Genomic DNA, 20,013 nt, shown 5'->3' on the forward strand with positions numbered 1-20,013 from the left:
AAGTCAATTGATTCCTTACCGTGACCTGCTTGTTGCTCTATCGGTAAAGGGCAAAGGGTGCCTTATACGGGAAATTTAGTGGCGGGCGTTATACGACCGCGAAGTCCGCCGTCATCGCCATGTCCTCGTGCTCCAGGCTGTGACAGTGCAGCGTGTACCGCCTCCAGCACCCCTCGAACCGCACCAGGACCTCCACCACCTCACCGCCCCGGGAAAGCACGAGAAAATGCGCCAGACGCACATGCACCGGATGGTGGAAATCGCCGGGGAGCCGCCACACTTCGGTCGTGCCCGGCCGCGGCGCGGCCAAAGGGCGCCCCGGCCCGAGCACCCCAGTGGGTGGACGGCGGCCGGCACGCGCCGGCTCGGCGGCCCGGCGCGGGCTCCGGCGTACCCCCCAGGCGGTACCTGAGATGGTTTCGCCGGTTTCGCGGTTCGATGCGGTGGGCGCGATAATTGTTCGGGATGGAGCGTTCCGAACGCATTGACGACCCACCCGGCCTGGCCACCCTCGTGCCGCCCTCGCCGGGCGGCGTCCGCCGGGACAGACGCGGCGGCACGGTCGTGCTGTTCGCCCTCACCGCGGCCTGCCTCGGCTGGGGCGCGCTGCGGCTGACCGGCTGGGAGCCGGTGTTCCGCTGGTCGCAGGCGGTGTCGTTCACGCCGTACGTCGCGGTGGCCGCGCTGGTCCCGCCGGCCTGGGCGGCCCTGACCCGGCGGTGGCGCACGACGGTGGCGGCGTTCGCGGCGGTGTCGATGTTCGCGGTGATCCTGCTGCCCCGGATGCTCCCCGGCGCGCAACCACCCGCGCGCGGCCCCGCGCTGCGGGTCATGACGCTCAACATGTGGAACGGCCACGTCCCGACCTCCGCGCTGATGGAGCAGATCAGGCGCTACCGCCCGGACGTGCTCACGCTCCAGGAGTTCGCCGGGTGGGTGCCGGGGCGGCTGGCCGCCGAGGGCGTGGCCGGGCTGCTGCCGTACGCCTACGCGCTGCCCGAGGAGGACGCGAACGGCGTGGCGATCTACGCCCGGCACCCGGTGAGCGAGGGCAGGCGGCTGCCCGGCACCGGGCCCGGCCAGGCCGCGGCCGTGGTCACCCTGCCGGACGGCCGGCGGGTGGAGGTCGTGTCGGTGCACGCGTGCGCGCCGTCCTCCGGCTGGCGTACCGCCTGCTGGGAGCCGAGCATCCGGCGGCTGCCCGGGGCGGGCGGCCCGCTGCGGGTGCTGGCCGGTGACTTCAACGCCACGCTCGACCACGCCGTGCTGCGGGAACTGATCGCCACCGGCTACCGGGACGCGGCCGACGCCACCGGCCGGGGGCTGACCATGACCTGGCCCTACCATGAGCAGCCGTTCTTCTTCCCGAAGATCGCCATCGACCACGTGCTCGCCGACGAGCGGATCGCGGTACGCGACTTCCGGGCCGTCACCCTGCCCGCCGACGACCACCGCCTGACGGTCACGGACCTGACCCTCCCCTGACGCTGCCCCTGACGCTGCCCTGCCTCTGGTCGCCGCCGCGGGTATAGCCGTGGTCCGTTCCCGCCCATGCGAGCACCGAGATTCCCGCGACGGGCGGCGGGAACCGTTTTTCCGCAGGTCGGCACGGGGATGAGCGGCGCATGTGCCGCCGCTCGCCGCGCCAGGAGACAACGTGACCACAGTCGAGCCGCCGCCGGATCGGGAACACCTCACGCCCGGACCGGTGGCGCATCGGACCAAGGGCGCCATACTCACGTCGTGGCTGTCCAGCACCGACCACAAGGTGATCGGCAACCTCTACCTGATCACGTCGTTCGCGTTCTTCCTGGCCGCCGGGATCATGGCGATGGTGATCCGCGCCGAACTGCTCGCGCCCGGCCTGCAGTTCGTCTCGCGCGAGCAGTACAACCAGATGTTCACCATGCACGGCGCGATCATGCTGCTGCTGTTCGCGACCCCGCTGTTCGCCGGGTTCGCCAACGCCATCATGCCGCTCCAGATCGGCGCGCCGGACGTGGCCTTCCCCCGGCTGAACATGGCCAGCTACTGGATGTTCCTGTTCGGCGGGCTGATCACGCTCGCCGGTTTCGGCGTGGCGGACGGGGCGGCGTCCTTCGGCTGGTTCGCGTACACGCCGCTGTCCACCGCCTCCTACTCCCCCGGCCCCGGCGGCGACCTGTGGATCATGGGGCTGGTGCTGGCCGGGCTCGGCACGATCCTCGGCTCGGTCAACTTCATCACCACGATCATCTGCATGCGCGCGCCCGGCATGATCATGTTCCGGATGCCGATCTTCACCTGGAACGTCCTGCTCACCTCGGTGATGGTGCTGCTGGCCTTCCCGGTGCTGGCCGCCGCGCTGCTGGTACTGGAGGCCGACCGCAAACTCGGCACGCACATCTACGACGCCGCCAACGGCGGGGCCATCCTCTGGCAGCACCTGTTCTGGTTCTTCGGGCACCCGGAGGTCTACATCATCGCGCTGCCGTTCTTCGGCATCGTGACCGAGGTGCTGCCGGTCTTCAGCCGCAAGCCGCTGTTCGGGTACATCGGCCTGGTGGCCGCCACGATCGCCATCGCCGGGCTGTCGATGACCGTGTGGGCGCACCACATGTTCCCCACGGGGCTGGTGCTGCTGCCGTTCTTCTCGTTCATGACGTTCCTGATCGCGGTGCCCACCGGGGTGAAGTTCTTCAACTGGATCGGCACCATGTGGCGCGGCCACCTGACGTTCGAGACCCCGATGCTGTTCGCGATCGGGTTCCTGGTCACCTTCCTGCTGGGCGGCCTGACCGGCGTCATCCTGGCCTCGCCGCCGCTGGACTTCCACATCAGCGACACCTATTTCGTGGTGGCGCACTTCCACTACGTGGTGTTCGGCACGGTGGTGTTCGCGATGTTCGCCGGGTTCTACTTCTGGTGGCCCAAGCTGACCGGCAAGATGCTCAACGACACGATGGGCAAGGTCCACTTCTGGATGCTGTTCGTCGGCTTCCACACCACGTTCCTGGTGCAGCACTGGCTGGGCGTGATCGGCTTCCCGCGCCGCTACGCCGACTACAGCCCGATCGACGGGTTCACCGGGCTCAACCTGCTCTCCTCTGCGGGGGCCTTCCTGCTGGGCGCGTCCACGCTGCCGTTCCTGTACAACGTGTGGCAGACCTCGCGAAAAGGCGCGCTGGTGACCGTGGACGACCCCTGGGGGTTCGGCAACTCGCTGGAGTGGGCGACGTCGTGCCCGCCGCCGCGGCACAACTTCACCTCGATCCCGCGCATCCGGTCCGAACGGCCAGCGTTCGACCTGCACTACCCGAGGGTCCGGCGCGCCCACCGGTGATGAAGTAGGTCATGAACCGGCCTATATGGGTTCTAGCGTTGCCTGGGCAAGCACGACGACGACACGACCCCAGGAGGCCGGTCACATGCCCGTCAAGGCGATTCCCGAGGGCTACACCACCGTCACGCCGTGGATCATCTCCCAGGACACCGGCGCGGTCATCGACTATCTGGCCAGGGCGTTCGGTGCGGAGGAACTTGGCCGGGTGGTCGATGGCCGGGGGCGGATCGGGCACGCGGAGGTCCGGATCGGCGACGCGGTGGTGATGCTGTTCGACGGCGATCCGAGCTGGCCCGCCACGCCGTCGTACCTGCGCCTGTACGTCGAGGACGCGCGCGCCGTGCAGCGGCGGGCGGTGGCGGCGGGAGGCGTACCGATCAGCGAGGTCACCCACCTGGCCTTCGGCGACCTGGTGGGGCGGGTGCGCGACCCGTTCGGGAACGTCTGGTGGATCCAGACCCGCATCGAGGACGTGACGCTGGAGGAGATGGAACGCCGGATGACCGACCCGGTGTTCACGGCGGCGATGGAGTACATGCAGCGTCCGCAGACCGAGTTCTTCCCTCCGGCGGCGGAGGGGTAGGGCTTTCCCCCTTGTGACTGGGGGCCCTCCGGTTGGTCCGGGCCCATTGCCGACACCTAGCGTTGTCGATCACGACAGGACTCGACACCCCGAGGAGAAACGGACTCATGCGCCCTGAATGGGCCCTCACATTGGCGCCGACCTGCCTGCTCGGCGCGCTCGCCGCGCGCGGCGCCGGACCGGCGTGCACCCCCAGCGCCGTATGGCGAGCTTTCCACCGTTCACCTGAGGTCGCTTTCCTCCATCACACGGACCGGGTCACCGGTGTGCAACCGGAGCGGTGCCGCAGTCGTGTGTTGTGGCGGCGACCGGGAGGCCACCCCCGCTGGGCAGCGGGGGTGGTCAGGAGCCGTAGGGAAGGAGGCTTTTGGCGGTGCGGAGGTGGCGGGCCCACCAGGCGAGTTGGTCGAGGAGGGGCTTGGCCTCGGGGTTCGCCTTTTCGGGGTGGAGTGGTTGGCCGGTCGCGTCGAAACGGGAATGGGCCATGGTGAAGCCGACCGTCCCCCGGATGGTGATGGCGTGCAGTTCCGTGGATACCGCGCGGAGTTGTTCTACCGAGCGCAGGCCACCGGAAACGCCGCCGTAGGATACGAAGGCCACGGGTTTGGCGTGCCATTCCGGGTTGAGCGAGTCGATGGCGATCTTCAGTGGTCCCGGATATCCGTGGTTGTACTCGGCCGCGCCGATTCTGGCGGCGAAGGCGCGTACCTCGGGCGAGTCGTACTCCCCGGTCACGACCGGGCGGGCCTGGCCGTGTACCGGTAGTGGCGTCTCGGCGAGGCCTATCACATCGAGGATCACGTCGTCGCGTCGCCTGACCTGGCCGATGAACCAGTTCGCCACGGTCGGGCCGAAACGGCCCTCCCGGACACTGCCGATTATGACGGCCAGGCGGAACGATTCAGTCTGCACCCCGATTCCTCTCTCCGGCTCTGGATTTTCCGTGCGGTCGCCATTGATGGTAGAACCTGAATATTTGTTCAGGTCGATCTGTGGCGGAGAACTCCCATGACCAAGGTCCCGGCCGAGCTGACCATCGGCCAGTTGGCGGAGCGCAGCGGTGTTTCCGTTTCGGCGTTGCACTTCTATGAGCGGCAGGGGCTCATCACGAGCCGGCGTACGGCCGGAAATCAGCGACGATACCGGCGGGAGACCCTGCGCCGGGTCGCCCTGATCCGGATCGCGCAGCGGGTCGGGGTGTCGCTGGCGGAGATCGGGAAGACGCTCGCGGAGCTGCCGGAGGGGCGCACGCCCAATCGCCAGGACTGGGAGCGGCTGTCGGCGGCCTGGCGGGAGCAGCTCAACGAGCGCATCCGGCGGCTGGAGCAGTTGCGCGACGACTTCACCGACTGCGTGGGGTGCGGCTGCCTGTCGATCGACCGTTGCGTGGTCGCCAACCCCGATGACGCGCTCGGCCGGCTGGGGTCCGGTCCGCGCCGCCTGCTCGGCGACGCCAATCCCTAGTGGGGGGCGGCGATGCCGAATTCGCGTTCCCAGGGCTCCTCGCGGGTCAGGCGGAAGCCGCGGGCCTGGTAGTTCGCCCGGGCGTGCGGGTGGTCGGAGCGGGAGGTACGCACCCGGACCCGGCGGATCTCCTCGCCGCTCTCCACACCGCTCTCCTCGCCGCCGGGCGCGGGTTCCCAGGCCAGCCGGGTGATGAGGGTCAGCAGGTGCCCGCCGATCCCGTGGCCCACGTACTCCGGCGCCAGCCCGAAGTACTCGATCTCCACCGTGTGCCCCGGCTGCGCCTGGAGCTGGGCGAATCCGGCGGGCCGCCCGTCCACCTCGGCGATCCACGCGCGTACCCCCGGCCTGGCCAGGTGCTCGCGCCACCGGGATTCCGGCCAGGTGAGCGACGGCCAGCCGTGCGGACCGCCGACCCGATCGTGGATCTCCCGGAAGTCCCGTACGTCCGCAAGGCCGATCTCGCGCAGTCGCACGGCGGCCCTGGAGGGGCGGGCCGGGCGGAGTTCGGCGAGGGAGGTCATCTCCAGGTGGTAGACGACGTCGTGCGTCAGCATGAGTTCCCTTCGGTTTCACGAGACGCGTTCGGGGGTGGGCGCGGGAGTACGGGCGGGGGCGCGCAGCAGTACCGTGACCACCAGCACGGTCACCAGCGCGAGCCCGGTCATCGACCACAGCACGACGCGCAGCCCGTCGGCGAAGCCGGGCTCGGCCAGCCGGCCCGCGGTCATCGCGGCCAGCACCGCGCCGAACACCGCGATGGCGACCGTCTCGCCGCCCAGCCGTACCGTGTTGAACATGCCCGACGCCGTTCCCGCGCGCTCTGGCCCCACGCTGCTGAGCGCCACCCCGTCGATGAGCCCAATGGAGACGCCCGCCCCGAAGCCGATCGTCAGCAGCGGCCCGGCCAGCCCGAACGCGGTGGACGCCGGACCACTGAGCGCCAGCCAGGCCGAACCGAGCCCCATCAGGACGACCGCGAGCACCACGATCGCCGCGGGCGGCACCCAGCGGGCGACCAGACCGGTCAGCGAGGGCAGTACCAGCGTGGGCGCGGTCAGCATGATCAGGACCGCGCCGGCCTGGCCGGGGCCCATGCCGAGCACCCGGGTGAAGTAGGACGGCAGGTAGACCAGCAGCGGGATGAGGACGCTGACGATGGCCGCGGCGGCGATGGAGATGCCGAGGAAGCGCGGCGAGGTGAGCAGGCTCAGGTCGAGCAGCGGTTCGCGGGTCCGGTACTCGATCACCACGAAGGCGGCGAGAAGTACGACAGAAGCGACAAAGGCCCCCAGGACCACGGGCGACGTCCAGCCCAGGGCCGGTCCCTCGACGAATCCGGAGATCAGCAGGAGCAGCCCCGCCGTGAAGGAGACCGTGCCCGGCCAGTCCACCCGGCGCGACCGCGGGTCGCGGGACTCCGGCAGCAACCGGACGACCGCCAGCACCAGCAGGCACGCGACGGACGGCACGCCGAACACCGCGCGCCAGCCGAACGCGCCCACCAGCACCCCCGCGATCGTCGGCCCGAAGGCCAGGCCGATGCCGAGCGCGGTGCCGAACAGGCCGAACACCCTGGCCCTGGCCGGGCCCTGGAAGGAGGCGGCCAGCAGGGCCGAGCCGCTGGCCGCCGCGGCGGCCCCGCCGACCCCGGCCAGCGCGCGCACGACGTCGAGCAGCACGATGTCGGTGGCCACCGTGCTCAGCAGGCCGCTGACCACGAATATGATCAGCCCGGACGTGTAGACCCGCCGCCTGCCGATCAGGTCCGCCAGCGATCCGGAGGCCAGCATGAAGCTCGCGAAGGTCGCGTTGTAGCCGGTCACCACCCACTGGACCGGCGCGAGGCCGGCCTGCAGATCGGAGGCGATCTCCACGAGCGCGACCGAGGCGCCGGTCAGCGTGATCGGCAGGGACACGCTGGAGACCAGGACGGCGGCGAGTACGAGTATCGGGTTGTTTCGCACGTTTCACCTGTCGACGGCGGAAGCTTGGGCGCTCCCAGCGTGCAACCTCAACCAATATTGAGGTCAACCGTCGCTGCGGACGGCCCCGGCAGGTCAGGCGCCGATCACTTCGAGGGACAGTTCGCCGTGCGCGTGGACCATGGTCTCGTGCAGGGAGCGGATCGTACGCGAAGGTCCAAGGCCGAGCTGTTCGGCCAGGGTGGCGCGCAGCCGGTGGAAGACGTCGAGCGCCTTGAGCTGCTGGCCCGACCGGTACAGCGCGAGCATGTACTGCGCCTGGAACTCCTCGTCGCAGGGATGCCGGGCCGCCGCCGTCCGTAGTTCGCCGAGGATGTCCTGGTGGCGACCGAGCCGGAGTTCGGCGTCGAAACACTCCCGCATCGCCGCGATCCGCGCCTCTTCCAGCCTTTCGACCTGGGGCCGCAGCAGCGGCCCCACCGGCACGTCGCCGAGCGCCGGCCCCCGCCACTGCGCCAGCGCCATGCGCAGGCAGCGGACCTGGGTCTCGTCGTCGTTGCGCAGCGCCGCCCGCCGGCCGTCGCGCAGCCATCGCTGGAACTCCAGTACGTCCAGGGAATCGGCCGGGACGATCAGGTGGTAACCGCGATTTCCGGTGATCAGTACCTTACGGGCCTGCGCCATCGAGCCGATCTCCGGCGCGGCGGCGAGCGACCGCCTGATCTGGAGGATGTACGTTTGCAGGGTCGCGGTCACCGTTCGCGGCGGATCACTTCCCCATAATTCCTCGATACAGGCGGACGCGGGCGTGAAATGGCCGGCGTTCATCAGGAAGAGGGCGAGCAACTGCCGTTGCTTCGGCGCGCTGGGCAGACGACCGATACCGTTGTCGTCCATCGTGAGCGATCCTAATACTCCGAAACGCATTATTCCCCCAGACTGCCTGGTGACCACGGCCGCAAGCCGCATCGGGACGACGGAGGGATGTCTTGGCGGCTCGGGACTGCGGCGATGTCATGGCGAAACCCCCGGTCGGGTGCGCGCGGCGCGTCCGCGAATGCCACCGACCACCACCACATCAGGATGCCAATACCGCGTAACCTTGTAATTTAGGTCTTGTTTACTTATCCACTTACAGACCAGGCTCCTTATGATTGTTGCTCGATAGAACTGGTCTCCGATGCGGTGGAGGGTGCTCGCATGTGGTTCAGATACCTCGGGCGAGTCGAATTTCGGACGGACATTAACTGGTATCCGATCCCGGGGCCTCGCCCGCGAGCACTACTGGCGCTGTTGATGCTGGACGCCGGGCGGGTGGTCTCGGTGGACCGGCTCGTACTCGAACTGTGGCCCCGCAGGCCGCCCGCCTCCGCCGCGGTCCTGATCCGCAACTATGTGCTGCAGTGCAGGCGTGCCCTGGGCGACCGGGAGGGCAAGGTCATCGCCACCTGCCCGGGCGGGTACGAGCTGCGCTGCCCGCCGGAGTCGATCGACGGTGTGCAGTTCGAGACCCAGACCACGCAGGGGCTCGCGGCGCTGGACCGCGGCGAGGGGGAGGAGGCCGAACGCCGGCTCTCCGCGGCCCTGTCGCTCTGGGACGGCGAGCCGTTCATGGACGCCGCGCCCACCCCCTCGCTGACCGCGATGGCGCACCGGTTCACCGAGCTGCGGCAACTCGCCGCCGAAGGGCACGTCGAGGCCCGGCTGCTGCTCGGCCGGCACACCGACATCGTGGTGGAACTGCGCACGCTGCTCGCCCAGCATCCGCTCAGGGAGCGGCTGTGGGGCCAGCTCATGCGCGCGCTGCACGCGGCAGGACGGCGCGCCGAGGCACTGGACGCCTACCGGGAGGCCCGCTCGGTGCTCACCGAGGAGCTGGGACTTGAGCCCTGCGGCGAACTCCAGGCCCTCCACCAGGCGATCCTCACCGACGACGGCTCAGGCGACGCCGCGCCGCGCACCCAGGCCGCCGTGGAGCCCGCCGAAGATCCCGATCCGGCCTCCGCGCCGCCCAACGAGATTTTCCGCGGCAGCGGGGTGTTCGCCGGGCGGCAGGCCGACGTGAACCGGCTGGAGCACCTGCTGCTCGACCCTGAGGGCCCGGGGATCGTGGTGATCGACGGCGTGGGCGGCGTGGGCAAGTCCGAACTGGCCACGCACCTGGCCCACCGGATCAGCCCGCACTTTCCCGATGGGCTGTTCTATGTGGATCTGCAAGGTTCGTCCAGGTGCCTGAAGCCGCTGGAACCGGTGGACGTGCTCGGCCGCATGTTGCGTTCGCTGGGCGTACCGACCCATGCGGTGCCGCCCGAGGAGGCCGAGGCCGCGGCCCGGTTCCGGTCCCTGACCGCGAACCGGCGGATGCTGCTGCTCCTCGACAATGCGGTGGATTCAGCGCAGATCCGCCCGCTGATGCCGGCCAAGTCGTGCTCGGTGCTGGTGACCAGCCGCCGTACGCTGCCCGTGCTCGGTGGCGCGGTCCACCACCTTCAGCCGATGTCGGAGGAGGAATCGCTCGCGCTGCTCGCCTCGGTCGTGTCGGCCGAGCGCATCGCCGCCGAACGCGAGCAGGCCCTACGGATCGCCCGGCTGTGCGGCGGGCTGCCGCTGGCGCTGACCATCGCCGCCGCCCGGCTGGCCTCCCGCCCGGCCTGGCCGCTGCGCTTCCTGGCCGACAAGCTCATGTCCAAGCACCACCGGCTGGACGAGCTGAAGGTCGACGACCTCGAAGTCCGGACCAGCTTCGCGACCAGCCGCCAGGAGCTGGACAACGACCCGCGCAGCGAAGAACTGGTCAAGGTCTTCCGCCACATGGGCCTGCCGCACTGGCCGGAGATCACCGTCCCCGTCGCCGCCGCGCTCACCGGGCTGCCGCAGCGGCGCTCCGAGGAGGGCCTGGAGGGACTGCTGGACGCCCGGCTGGTCGATTCGCCGCGCCCGCACCACTATCTGATGCACGACCTGGTGCGGTTGTTCGCCACCGAGGAGGCCCGCTCACACCTGTCGGACCGGGAGCGGCACGAGGCGCTGTTACGCGCGTTCCAGTACTACCACGCCGCCGCGTTGCAGGTCACCGAGCTGCTCGACCCGCTCAACCTGCGCTGGCTGCACGAGGACGAACGCCGGGCGCACGCCGCCGCCGAGGTCTACACCGCCGCCGACGCCCTCGCCTGGCTGGACGACCACCGCCGCAACCTGGTCCCGGTCGTCCGGCAGGCCGCCACCACCCCGGGCAGCCACGAAACGCTCGCCGTACAGCTCGCGGCGGCGCTGACCGGCCCGCTGCGCATCCGCGGCTACCTCCAGGACTGCTGCGCGCTGAACCAGATCATCCTGCCCGCCACCGCCCGCCGGGAGAGCATCCACGCCGAAGCCCGCACCCACCTGGTCCTGTCGCACTGCCACGGGCTCGGCGATCAGGACACCGAACGCGCCCTGGGCCATATCGCCCGCGCCCAGGCGCTCTACCGGGCCGCGGAGGACACCACGGGCGAGGCGCGGGCCCTGCTCGAATGGGGCACCCTGCTGGCCCGCGAGGAACGGTACGACGACGCGGCCGACCGGCTGCTGCGGTCCATCACGATCCTGCGCTCGGTGGGCGAGCCGTACGACGAAGTACTGGCCCTGCACCGGCTCGGCCTGCTGGAGGAACGGATCGGCGACACGCCTTCGGCCATGGACAACTACCGCCAGGGGGCCTGCCTCTCCCAGGACCTCGGCTACCGGCACGGCGAGTACTACCACCTGGCCAGCCTGGCCCGCGCGCACTACCGCAACGGCGACCACGACCAGGCGGTCCGCCGCTACGAGCAGGCGCTCGTCCTGGCCAGGGAGGTGGGCGACCGGCACGGCGAGGCCGGCCTGCTGTGGGACCTCGGCCGCCTCTTCCACGAACTCGCCCGCGCCGACCGCGCCCGCACCTACCGGCACCAGGCCCTCGACGTCATGGCCGGCATGGGCACCCTCTCCCTCACCCACCCCGAGGCCCCGCCCATCTCCTCCAACGCGGCCTCCTGACGCCGCCCCGGGGAAATGCCCCCGGCATCGAGAGCGGGCACCTCTGGAACGACTATCAGCCTCCCGGGCAACCCGCGCCCCAGAACCCGGCAGCAGACGGCCCCGCCCACCCGGAAATCCGGAAAAGGCGCCAGACGACCGCGCCCGCCCACCCGTCAGCCGGAACGACCACCAGACCGCCGCGAGCGCGATGGACCCGCTTTCATCCCCTGATGCTGCGCTGAACAGGGGCGACCGGCCCGCCTTCGGCCCGACAGCCCGCGCCACCTTGGCCTGGCCCCCGTGCTGTCCCAGCCCCTGGGGACAGGAATGCCGGGAATTCGCAGAGAATGCCGAGATTTCACGGCCTCGGCCGCCGCACCCACATACCGCCTTTGAAAAGCGAAAGGCCCCGGACCTTAGGTCCGGGGCCTTTCCGATGTCCTGAGACACCGCCTTGGTAGCGGGGGCAGGATTTGAACCTGCGACCTCTGGGTTATGAGCCCAGCGAGCTACCGAACTGCTCCACCCCGCGTTGCGTTGTGTCTAAAGACTATCGGGCTATCGGGGCGGGCGCAAATCGGTTCGGCCTCAGGAGGCGGCGGATGTCGACGGGCTGCCCGTCGTCGCCGGGGTGGGTGGTGATGTGGTCGGTGTCGTAGAGGTCGTGGGGGCCGGAGTCGGCGTCGTGGTCGGTCCGGTGGCCGGGGGTGTCGTGCTGTTCGGCTTGGCCGACTGGAGGCGGTTGAGGGCGTCCTGGAGGCGCTTTTGGGCGTTGCCGTACTCGACCCAGTTGGGCGGGTCGGCGGACAGGGCCTTCCTGGCGTCGTCGTACGCCTTGCGGGCCTCCTCGATGGCCGCGTTGAGCTGGGCGGCCTGGTTGGTCTCCGTCGGCTGTTGCCGCTGGTCGTTCGGCTGCTGCGCCGACGCGCCCTCGAAGACCTGTTCCAGGGCCCCTTCGAGGGTGTCGTGCGAGCCGACCTTGTTGCCATAGGCGACCAGGACGCGGCGCAGGATCGGGTAGGGCTCCTGCCCGGACGCGGCGGCCGTCTGGACGTACACCGGCTCGACGTAGACCAGCCCGTTGGCGAAGGGCAGGGTGAGCAGGTTGCCGTAGCGGATCTTGGCGTTGCCCAGCCCCAGCAGGTTCAGCTCACCGGAGAACTTGTTGGTGAAGTTGTTCTGGACCTGCCCCGGCCCCGGGATCGTCGTGTTGGACGGCATGCGCAGGATGCGCAGCTTGCCGTAGTCGCCGCCGTCCGTCGCGTCCACGGCCATGAACGCCGCCAGGTTGGGACCCTGGCGTGGCACGAAGGTCGTGGTCAGCGAGAAGGAGGGCGCGGAGGTGCCGGGCATCTTGACCGACAGGTAGTACGGCGGCTGCTTGACGTCGGTGTCGCTCAGCGACGGGTCGTTCGGGACGTTCCAGAAGTCCTGGCCGCCGTAGAAGGCCCGCGCGTCCTCGATGTGGTAGCGGGCGAGCACGTCACGCTGGACCTTGAACATGTCTTCCGGGTAGCGCAGGTGGGACCGCAGGTCCGGGCTCATCTGAGCGGCCGGCTTGACGATGCCGGGGAAGGCGTTGCTCCAGGTCTTCAGCAGCGGGTCCGCCGAGTCCCAGGCGTAGAGGCTGACGGTGCCGTCGTAGGCGTCGACCGTGGCCTTGACCGAGTTGCGGATGTAGTTGATGTGGTCGCGCGGCTGCTGGGCGATGGCCCGCGTGTCGGTGGCCGTGTCGCGGACCATGTCACCGAAGCTGCGGCTCTGCGAGTAGGGGTAGTCGTTGGACAGCGTGTACGCGTCCACGATCCACACCACGCGCCCGTCCACGACCGCCGGATAGGGGTTGGCGTCCATCCGGAGGAAGGGCGCGACCTTCTCGATGCGCTCGCGCGGGTTGCGGACGTAGAGGATCTGCGACTTGTCGTTGACGTCGCCGGAGAGCAGCAGGTTGATCTCGCTGTACTTCGCCGCGTAGAGCATGCGGTTGAAGAACGAGCCGATCGGAACGCCGCCCTTGCCCTGATAAGTGGTGTTCTCCTGGCCGGTGCCGCCGCTCTCCGGGTAGTCGAGCTCCTGCCGGACCTTCGGGTCGCCGCCGGCGATCACGTATTCGGTCGAGGAGTTCTCGCCGAAGTAGATCCGCGGCTCCTTCAGGCCGGTGCGGTCCACCAGCGGGCCGGTCACCGGCATGTCCTTGGCCTCGAAGGCGGGCAGGCCCTCGGAGTCGACCTCGCTGCCCGGCGCGGCGACGATGCCGTAACCGTGGGTGTAGACCAGGTGGCGGTTGATCCAGTTGTCCTGCTCGCGGGGCGGGCCGATCAGCTCACGGACGCCCACGACCGTGTCCCGCACGTTGCCCGCGGAGTCTTTGTAGCGGTCGACGTCGAGCTGGTCGGGGAAGTCGTAGAAACCACGGATGCGCTGACGCTGCTGGTAGGTCTTGGACACCAGGTTGGGGTCGAGCAGCCGCACGCCCGAGATGGAGGAGTCGGAGTTGACGTCGACCTTTCCGGGCTCGCCCTGCGCGTTGTAGTCGATGACCTCGCTCTTGTCGACGCCGTACGCCTTTCTGGTGGCCTCGATGTTGCGCGAGATGAACGTCGCCTCCCGGGCCTGCTGGTTGGGCCGGACCTGGAACTGCTCGACCAGGGCGGGGTAGACGCCGCCGATCAGCACCGCGGAGAGCACGAGCAGGCCGAAGGCGACACCGGGGAGCATGCCGCCCGGCCGGATCACCCCGGCGAAGAACAGCAGGGCGCAGATCAGCGCGATGATGGCCAGGATGTTCTTGGCCGGCAGCACCGCGTTGACGTCGGTGAAGGACGCGCCGTGCACGAACCCGCGGTCGGAGAAGACCAGGCCGAACCGGTCGATCCAGTAGGCCACCGCCTTCAGCAGGACGAAGACGCCGACCAGCACGGACAGGTGGGCGCGGGCCGCGCGGGAGGCGTGCACGCCCGGCGACTGGAACCGGAACCCGCCGTACAGGTAGTGCACGATGGCGGCCGTCGCGGCCGAGATCACCACGGCCGTGAACAGGAACGTCAGCAGCATCCGCAGGAACGGATGCGTGAAGACGAAGAACGAGATGTCCATCCCGAACAGCGGATCGACGTCGTTGAACGGCGTGGCGTTGACGAACTGGAGCCAGATCTCCCACTGCCCGGCCAGCGTGGACCCGGCGAACAGGGCGAGCACCGCCATGCCGATCAGGAAGATCAGCTTTCTGTGCGGATCGACCGCCATCCGGTAACGGTCCGCCCCGCTCGACCCGCCGAACATCGACGGCCCGAACATCGGGCGCATCCGGAAGGCCAGCATCATGTTGCCGCCGACGATGGCCACCATGAGCAGGCCGCCGACGACGAACAACAGGATCTGGGTCAGCAGCACGTTGGAGAACACCGAGGTGTACCCGACGGCGTCGAACCACAGGAAGTCGGTGTACACGCTGGAGAAAAGGATGAACAACGCCACGATCGCCACAAGAGCGATCACGACGGGCAGCAGGAGGCGCGGCCGGCGGGGCAGGCGCATCGCCCTGCCGGCTCCGGGGGTCCGGAAGCTCAAGGCCAACCCCTTGTCGTCATATGCAACGGTCCGTGTCTGGCAACCTACACCGGTGGAACGGCGCCCGCCGCGAACCCTCGGGCGCGATCAAGGCACAATGCTCCACCACTAGGCCCAACGCCCCGAGCTCGCCATGAGTGCCCGAGCCGAGCATCGAAGAAAGGGCCTGGTCAGTAACCGTACGTCAGGTCGCGGGGTGCAAGCGGACACCGAACCGGATTCTGTGGATAAACCTTGATCACGACGCCCTGGGCGGGCCGGCCTGTGGACAACTCCCCGGCCGTGGCCCCTTCGGCTCCGCTCGCCGATCGACCGGCGAGCGGATCAGTTGGCCGTGCAGGCAGGGAGGGCGCCGCCGCCGGCACGCAGCGTGTCGAGGGCCTGGACCGCGCTGTGCAGTGTCTCGATCTTCACCAGGCGCATCCCCTGCGGCACGGCCTTCAGGGCCTCGTCGCAGTTGCCCGCCGGGGTGAGGAACACCGTCGCCCCGGTCTTGCGCGCGCCGACCATCTTCTGCTGGATGCCGCCGATCGGCCCGACGTGCCCCTCCGGCGTGATCGTGCCGGTGCCCGCGATGAACTTGCCGCCGGTCATCGCGCCGGGGGTGAGCTTGTCCATGATGCCGAGGGAGAACATCAGCCCCGCGCTCGGCCCGCCCACGTCGCCCACGTTGATGGAGACCTTGAACGGGAACTTGAACTTGGCCTGCATGACGATGCCGACCATCGGCTTGCCGTCCACGCCCTTGACGGTGGTCAGCGGTACGGTGAGCGGCTTGCCGTCCCGGGTGACGCTGATCGAGACCTGCTCGCCCGCCTTGCGGGAGCGGACCCTCTCGGCCACCTTCTCCACGTCCTTGGCGGGGGTGCCGTCCACGGAGACGATCTCGTCACCTGGCTTGAGCTTCCCGTCGGCGGGCTTGCCCTTCTCCGCGGACATCACGGCCACCACCGACGTGTACGGGATCTTCAGCTCGGTCAGCGCGGCGGCGGTCGCGTCGTCCTGGGAGTTGGTCATGTCCTGGATGTTCTGCTCTTCGACCTGCTCCGCCGTACTGGACTTGGGGAAGATCGTCTCCTCCGGGACCACCGCGATGCTCGGGTCGATCCAGCCGCGCAACGCGGTCAGCAGGTCGATGCGGGTGCCGGGACCGCCCTGGTAGGCCACGGTCACCAGGCTGAGCTTGCCCTGTGTCGGGTACGTCTGGCGGCCCTCGATGGCGATGACCGGTTTGCCCTTGACCTTGCCGATGGTGTCCTCGGTGGGGCCCGGGCTGAGCACGACGTACGGCACCGGCAGCATGGCGCCCGCCACACCGAGCATCAGCGTCAGCATGGCCGCCACCATCAGGGTCAGCGTGCGTCGGGACATGAACGCAGCCTATGCGCTGAAACGTCGGGTCATTCGCAGGCGCCGACCCATTCGGTGGTGCCGTCGGCGAACAGCTGATGCTTCCAGATCGGCACCTCGCTCTTGAGATCGTCGATGAGACGCCTCGCGGCCTGGAACGCCTCCTGGCGATGCGGGCACGCCACGGCGACGATCACCGCGATGTCGCCGAGCGAGAGGTCTCCCGTGCGGTGGACCGCGGCGAGCGCGGTGACCGGGAAGTCGGCGACGATCTTCTCGGCGACCCGCCGCAGCTCCGCCTCGGCGGACGGGTGGGCCGAGTAGGAAAGCTTGACCACCGGTTTGCCGTGGTCATGGTCGCGGACCGTGCCGACGAAGAGCGTGGTGCCCCCTGCCGAGACGTCACCGACGGCGGCGAACACCTCATCGACCGACAACGGGTTTTCGCGTATCCCGAGCAACCGGATGGCATCCACGTCCCGAGCCTACAACCGTCTCCCACGGCGCTCTCCGGACGCGCCCATCCGGACCCGGACGCGCCCGCCAGGGCGCTAGAGCCGCCGTCTCCGCCGCGCCCTGCGCACGATCGCCGCGGTGCCGATGACCGCCACGGTCGCGCCCGCCGCGGTGATCGTCGCCTCCTTGCCGGACAGGCGGCGGCCGACCACGGCGTGCTTGCCCTCGCGCAGTTCGAGCAACTGCTCAAGGGCCGCCTCGTTGGTCCAGGTCGGCTTCCAGCCCGCCGCGCGCAGCGACGCGCCGTCGGCCACCCAGGGGTAGACGACGTAGTGCAGGTCGGTCGCGGGGGCGGGCGTGATGCCGAGCCGGTGCAGGCGCTGGGCGGTGCCGAAGGTCAGCGCGGCGGGCAGCTCGAAGCGCCGCAGGCCGGAGATCTCCTCGACCTGCTCCTGCTCCAGCCAGCCGTCGCAGCCGACGACGACCGTGCCGGTCACCATGCCCAGGGCGGCCAGTTCGAGGGCGGTCACCAGGTCGTCGATGTGGCAGAACTGCCAGTACTGGGCGCAGCCCTTGACCGTCAGCAGCCGCGGTGCCTCGAAGTGCCGGGTGACGACGGTGTCGATGCCGGGGCCGACCACCGCCGCAGGACGTACCACGGTGACCTCAAGGCCGGGATGGCTGCGCAGCGAACGCCGGACCAGCGCCTCGATCTCCAGGTAGTCGCCCACGATGCCGGTGTCGGGCTCGGCGGTCACCGGCGCGTCCTCAGGGAGCGGCACCGGATTGTCCGGCGCCGCGCCGTACACCATCGCGCTGGTCACCACGACGACGCGACGCACCCGCGCGGCGGCGCTGGCGGTGAGCACGGTCTGCGCGGCCCGCAGGTTGTACGCCCGCCGCTCGGCCGGGTCGGCGTCGAGCGCGTAGTCGGCGGACAGGTGGACGAGGACGTCGATGTCCGAGAGCCGGTTCGCCAAGAGCGGATCTCGCACGTCGATGACCCGCCAGGTGACATCGGACACATCACCGCGTTGCTCATCAATGGCCACGACCCTGCGGAAATCCGCAGACGAGGCCACGTGGGCGAGGAACGCCCGGCCCAGTCCGCCGGCAGCGCCCGTGACGGCGATGACCGGTGACCGGTGGCGATTCGAGGTAGGCACCAGGTCCTCACTTTGCACTGATCCGCCCCTCGACGGATAACGTGGCGGATGTGGACTCCTCCATCCTGCCCGAGGTAGACCGGTGACTGACCTGCCAGGTCGTGAAAACGACCCAAACGACAACCCGTTCGCGATGTTCGGCAACCCTGAGCAGATCGCCGCCGCGATGCGCCAGTTCGCCGACATGCTCTCCGCACCGCCGAGTTCAGGCCCAGTCAACTGGGACATGGCCAAGAACATCGCCCGACACGCCGTAGTGGCCGAAGGTGATCCGAGTGTCATGGAGGGTGAGCGGCGTCAGATCCTCGACGCGCTCAATCTCGCCGACCTGTGGCTCAACGAGACGACCACGCTGCCGAGCGGCGTCGACGCGCCGGAGGCGTGGAGCCGATCGGAGTGGATCGAGAAGACCGTCCCGGTTTGGCAAAAGCTCTGTGACCCGATCGCGGCACGGATGGTCGAGACCATGGGGGGCACCCTCGGCTCCGCCGGGCTGCCCGCCGAGGCCCAGTCCATGGCCGGGCCGCTGATGGGCATGCTGAAGCAGATGGGCGGCATGATGGTCGGCAGCCAGATCGGGCAGGCCCTCGGGTCGCTCGCCCGTGAGGTCGTCGGCTCCACCGACATCGGCCTGCCTCTGTCCGGCACCGCGGCCCTGCTGCCGGGCGGCATCGCCTCCTTCAGCGAGGGCCTGGAGCTGCCCGCCGAGGAGATCCGGCTGTACCTGGCGCTGCGCGAGGCCGCGCACCAGCGGCTGTTCAAGCACGTCCCCTGGCTGCGGGCGCACCTGCTGGGCGCGGTCGAGGAGTACGCCAAGGGCATCACGGTCGACGCCTCCGCGCTGGAGGAGCAGCTTCGCGGGCTCGACATCAACAACCCCGAGCAGCTCCAGCAGGCGCTGAGCGGCGGCGCGCTGCTCAAGCCCGAGGAGACCGAGCGGCAGAAGGCCGCGCTGGCGCGGCTGGAGACGATGCTGGCCCTCGTCGAGGGCTGGGTGGCCACCGTCGTGGACAAGGCGGCCGGCGGCAAGCTGCCCTCCGCCGCGGCCCTGGCCGAGACCGTACGCCGGCGCAGGGCCACCGGCGGGCCCGCCGAGCGCACGTTCGGCACCCTCGTGGGGCTCGAACTCCGTCCGCGCCGGCTGCGGGAGGCCGCGGCGCTGTGGGCGGCGCTGGAGGAGGCCCGCGGGCTCGACGGCCGCGACGCCGTGTGGGGGCACCCGGACCTGATGCCGCACGCGGAAGACCTGGACGACCCCGCCTCGTTCGTCAGCGGCGGTGTCCAGTTCGACCTCTCGACGCTGGAGGAAGGCGAGAAGGACACCGGGGAAGGCTCCGAGGACACGGGCGACGGCAAGTGACCCTGCACGCGGACGCGCATGCCGTCCTCTCCGGCTGGGCCGCCCCCAGTGACGAGGAGGAGGCCATGCGCAAGGAGTTCCTGCGCCATCTGGAGACCCATGACGACGCCATGTGGCGCACGTGCGCGCCGGGGCATCTGACCGCCACCACGGCGGTGCTCTCCCACGACGGCGAGCAGGTGCTGCTCACCCTCCACCCCAAGGCGGGGAAGTGGCTGCCGATGGGCGGTCACTGCGAGCCGTACGACGCCTCGATCGAGGCGTGCGCGCTGCGCGAGGCCACCGAGGAGTCCGGCATCGCGGGGGTGCGGCTTCTGCCGGGTCCGCTCGCGCTGGATCGGCACGAGGTGTGGTGTCATCCGCCGCGGAGCTGGCACCTGGACGTGGAGTACGGCGCGGTGGCCCCGGCGGGCAGTGCGCCGGTGATCAGCGATGAGTCCCTGGACCTGCGGTGGTTCCCGGTGCTGGAGATTCCGGAGCCGACCGACGAGGCGACCCGCAGGCTCGCCCGCAGGGCCAGAGAACGCCTGCGCGGTGCGGGCGTTTAACCCGTTTTCACACCCCACTCGCTAGTGTCATGCGCCAGAAATTCGTCGCATAAATATGTATGCTCGTTGTGTGTCGACTCCAGGTCCATCCGCAGTGGAGATCCGGCTGACCGATGCCGAACGCGCCCGGCTGATGGCCGTGGCCGCCGACCCGTCGAGACTGGCGATCAGAGCACGGATCGTACTGGCGTGCGCGCAGCCGGGCGCCACTAACGCGCAGGTGTCGCGCGACCTCGGGGTGTCGGTGCATACCGTGCGCAAGTGGCGTTC

General features: G+C 69.7%; 17 protein-coding genes and 1 tRNA gene. 8 read left to right on the top strand and 10 right to left on the bottom strand.

Translation table 11 applies throughout. From position 1 onward, the window contains the following. Window positions 1-88: 88 nt before the first annotated feature. Window positions 89-220 carry a cupredoxin domain-containing protein gene (locus tag DP939_RS47420; protein WP_199565811.1) on the bottom strand — a complete coding sequence of 44 codons (132 nt, stop codon included), beginning with the start codon at window positions 218-220 and terminating at the stop codon, window positions 89-91. A gap of 245 nt (window positions 221-465) precedes the next feature. Here DP939_RS47420 and DP939_RS43500 point away from each other — a divergent pair, with 245 nt between their 5' ends. The 3 genes from DP939_RS43500 (at window position 466) to DP939_RS43510 (ending at window position 3,905) form a co-directional block, all read left to right on the top strand. After that, window positions 466-1,485 (top strand): endonuclease/exonuclease/phosphatase family protein, encoded by a 1,020-nt coding sequence (locus tag DP939_RS43500; protein ID WP_113986708.1) that lies wholly within the window; start codon window positions 466-468, stop codon window positions 1,483-1,485. Window positions 1,486-1,708: 223 nt separating this feature from the next. Then, entirely contained in the window at window positions 1,709-3,322 is a 1,614-nt protein-coding gene (gene ctaD, locus DP939_RS43505; RefSeq protein ID WP_225878916.1) for an aa3-type cytochrome oxidase subunit I, read from the top strand. Between the two features lie 85 nt (window positions 3,323-3,407). Then, window positions 3,408-3,905 (top strand): VOC family protein, encoded by a 498-nt coding sequence (locus DP939_RS43510; protein WP_113986709.1) that lies wholly within the window; start codon window positions 3,408-3,410, stop codon window positions 3,903-3,905. Between the two features lie 342 nt (window positions 3,906-4,247). Here the strand turns inward: DP939_RS43510 and DP939_RS43515 are convergent, their stop codons facing one another. Beyond that, entirely contained in the window at window positions 4,248-4,817 is a 570-nt protein-coding gene (locus DP939_RS43515; RefSeq protein WP_113986710.1) for an NADPH-dependent FMN reductase, read from the bottom strand. 96 nt (window positions 4,818-4,913) lie between these two features. Between DP939_RS43515 and soxR the strand changes: the two genes are divergently transcribed. Then, on the top strand, window positions 4,914-5,369 hold the full coding sequence (gene soxR, locus DP939_RS43520) for a redox-sensitive transcriptional activator SoxR (protein WP_113986711.1): 456 nt from the start codon (window positions 4,914-4,916) through the stop codon (window positions 5,367-5,369). Here the strand turns inward: soxR and DP939_RS43525 are convergent. From DP939_RS43525 to DP939_RS43535, 3 genes are all read right to left on the bottom strand, one after another. Next, on the bottom strand, window positions 5,366-5,926 hold the full coding sequence (locus DP939_RS43525; protein ID WP_113986712.1) for a GNAT family N-acetyltransferase: 561 nt from the start codon (window positions 5,924-5,926) through the stop codon (window positions 5,366-5,368). The genes soxR and DP939_RS43525 overlap by 4 nt on opposite strands. A 15-nt stretch (window positions 5,927-5,941) precedes the next feature. Then, window positions 5,942-7,336 carry an MFS transporter gene (locus DP939_RS43530; protein ID WP_113986713.1) on the bottom strand — a complete coding sequence of 465 codons (1,395 nt, stop codon included), beginning with the start codon at window positions 7,334-7,336 and terminating at the stop codon, window positions 5,942-5,944. A gap of 93 nt (window positions 7,337-7,429) precedes the next feature. Then, window positions 7,430-8,191 carry an AfsR/SARP family transcriptional regulator gene (locus tag DP939_RS43535; protein WP_158578995.1) on the bottom strand — a complete coding sequence of 254 codons (762 nt, stop codon included), beginning with the start codon at window positions 8,189-8,191 and terminating at the stop codon, window positions 7,430-7,432. Window positions 8,192-8,494: 303 nt separating this feature from the next. Here DP939_RS43535 and DP939_RS43540 point away from each other — a divergent pair, with 303 nt between their 5' ends. Then, the gene (locus tag DP939_RS43540; RefSeq protein WP_113986715.1) at window positions 8,495-11,311 is read left to right on the top strand and encodes an AfsR/SARP family transcriptional regulator; all 2,817 of its coding nucleotides are present in this window, start codon (window positions 8,495-8,497) and stop codon (window positions 11,309-11,311) included. Window positions 11,312-11,748: 437 nt separating this feature from the next. Here DP939_RS43540 and DP939_RS43545 read toward each other — a convergent pair. The 5 genes from DP939_RS43545 to DP939_RS43565 form a co-directional block, all read right to left on the bottom strand. Next, a tRNA-Met gene (locus tag DP939_RS43545) sits at window positions 11,749-11,825 on the bottom strand. 56 nt (window positions 11,826-11,881) lie between these two features. Beyond that, window positions 11,882-14,863, bottom strand: a complete 2,982-nt coding sequence (locus DP939_RS43550; protein WP_199565812.1) for a UPF0182 family membrane protein — start codon at window positions 14,861-14,863, stop codon at window positions 11,882-11,884. Between the two features lie 324 nt (window positions 14,864-15,187). Then, on the bottom strand, window positions 15,188-16,234 hold the full coding sequence (locus DP939_RS43555) for a YlbL family protein (RefSeq protein ID WP_113986716.1): 1,047 nt from the start codon (window positions 16,232-16,234) through the stop codon (window positions 15,188-15,190). A 29-nt stretch (window positions 16,235-16,263) separates the two neighbouring features. Next, window positions 16,264-16,689, bottom strand: coding sequence for a molybdenum cofactor biosynthesis protein MoaE (locus tag DP939_RS43560; protein WP_113986717.1), 426 nt, complete (start codon window positions 16,687-16,689; stop codon window positions 16,264-16,266). A 75-nt stretch (window positions 16,690-16,764) separates the two neighbouring features. Continuing rightward, entirely contained in the window at window positions 16,765-17,838 is a 1,074-nt protein-coding gene (locus DP939_RS43565; protein WP_199565816.1) for an NAD-dependent epimerase/dehydratase family protein, read from the bottom strand. Between the two features lie 79 nt (window positions 17,839-17,917). Between DP939_RS43565 and DP939_RS43570 the strand changes: the two genes are divergently transcribed. The 3 genes from DP939_RS43570 to DP939_RS49570 form a co-directional block, all read left to right on the top strand. Further along, window positions 17,918-19,195 carry a zinc-dependent metalloprotease gene (locus DP939_RS43570; RefSeq protein WP_225878915.1) on the top strand — a complete coding sequence of 426 codons (1,278 nt, stop codon included), beginning with the start codon at window positions 17,918-17,920 and terminating at the stop codon, window positions 19,193-19,195. Next, complete coding sequence (locus tag DP939_RS43575; RefSeq protein WP_113986720.1) at window positions 19,192-19,743, top strand: NUDIX hydrolase; 552 nt, start codon at window positions 19,192-19,194, stop codon at window positions 19,741-19,743. Before DP939_RS43570 ends, DP939_RS43575 begins: the two co-directional genes overlap by 4 nt. A 70-nt stretch (window positions 19,744-19,813) precedes the next feature. Further along, a partial coding sequence (locus tag DP939_RS49570; RefSeq protein WP_199565813.1) for a helix-turn-helix domain-containing protein occupies window positions 19,814-20,013 on the top strand: 200 nt, incomplete at its 3' end.

Origin of the sequence: Spongiactinospora rosea (genome assembly GCF_003315795.1) — a bacterium.
Lineage (GTDB): Bacteria > Actinomycetota > Actinomycetes > Streptosporangiales > Streptosporangiaceae > Spongiactinospora > Spongiactinospora rosea.

Excerpts from the sequence above, each read along its gene's own strand:
- DP939_RS43500 (WP_113986708.1), top strand. The coding sequence starts at position 466 with ATGGAGCGTTCCGAACGCATTGACGACCCACCCGGCCTGGCCACCCTC.
- DP939_RS43510 (WP_113986709.1), top strand. The coding sequence starts at position 3,408 with ATGCCCGTCAAGGCGATTCCCGAGGGCTACACCACCGTCACGCCGTGG.
- soxR (WP_113986711.1), top strand. The coding sequence starts at position 4,914 with ATGACCAAGGTCCCGGCCGAGCTGACCATCGGCCAGTTGGCGGAGCGC.
- DP939_RS43525 (WP_113986712.1), bottom strand. The coding sequence starts at position 5,926 with ATGCTGACGCACGACGTCGTCTACCACCTGGAGATGACCTCCCTCGCC.
- DP939_RS43535 (WP_158578995.1), bottom strand. The coding sequence starts at position 8,191 with ATGGACGACAACGGTATCGGTCGTCTGCCCAGCGCGCCGAAGCAACGG.
- DP939_RS43540 (WP_113986715.1), top strand. The coding sequence starts at position 8,495 with ATGTGGTTCAGATACCTCGGGCGAGTCGAATTTCGGACGGACATTAAC.
- DP939_RS43555 (WP_113986716.1), bottom strand. The coding sequence starts at position 16,234 with ATGTCCCGACGCACGCTGACCCTGATGGTGGCGGCCATGCTGACGCTG.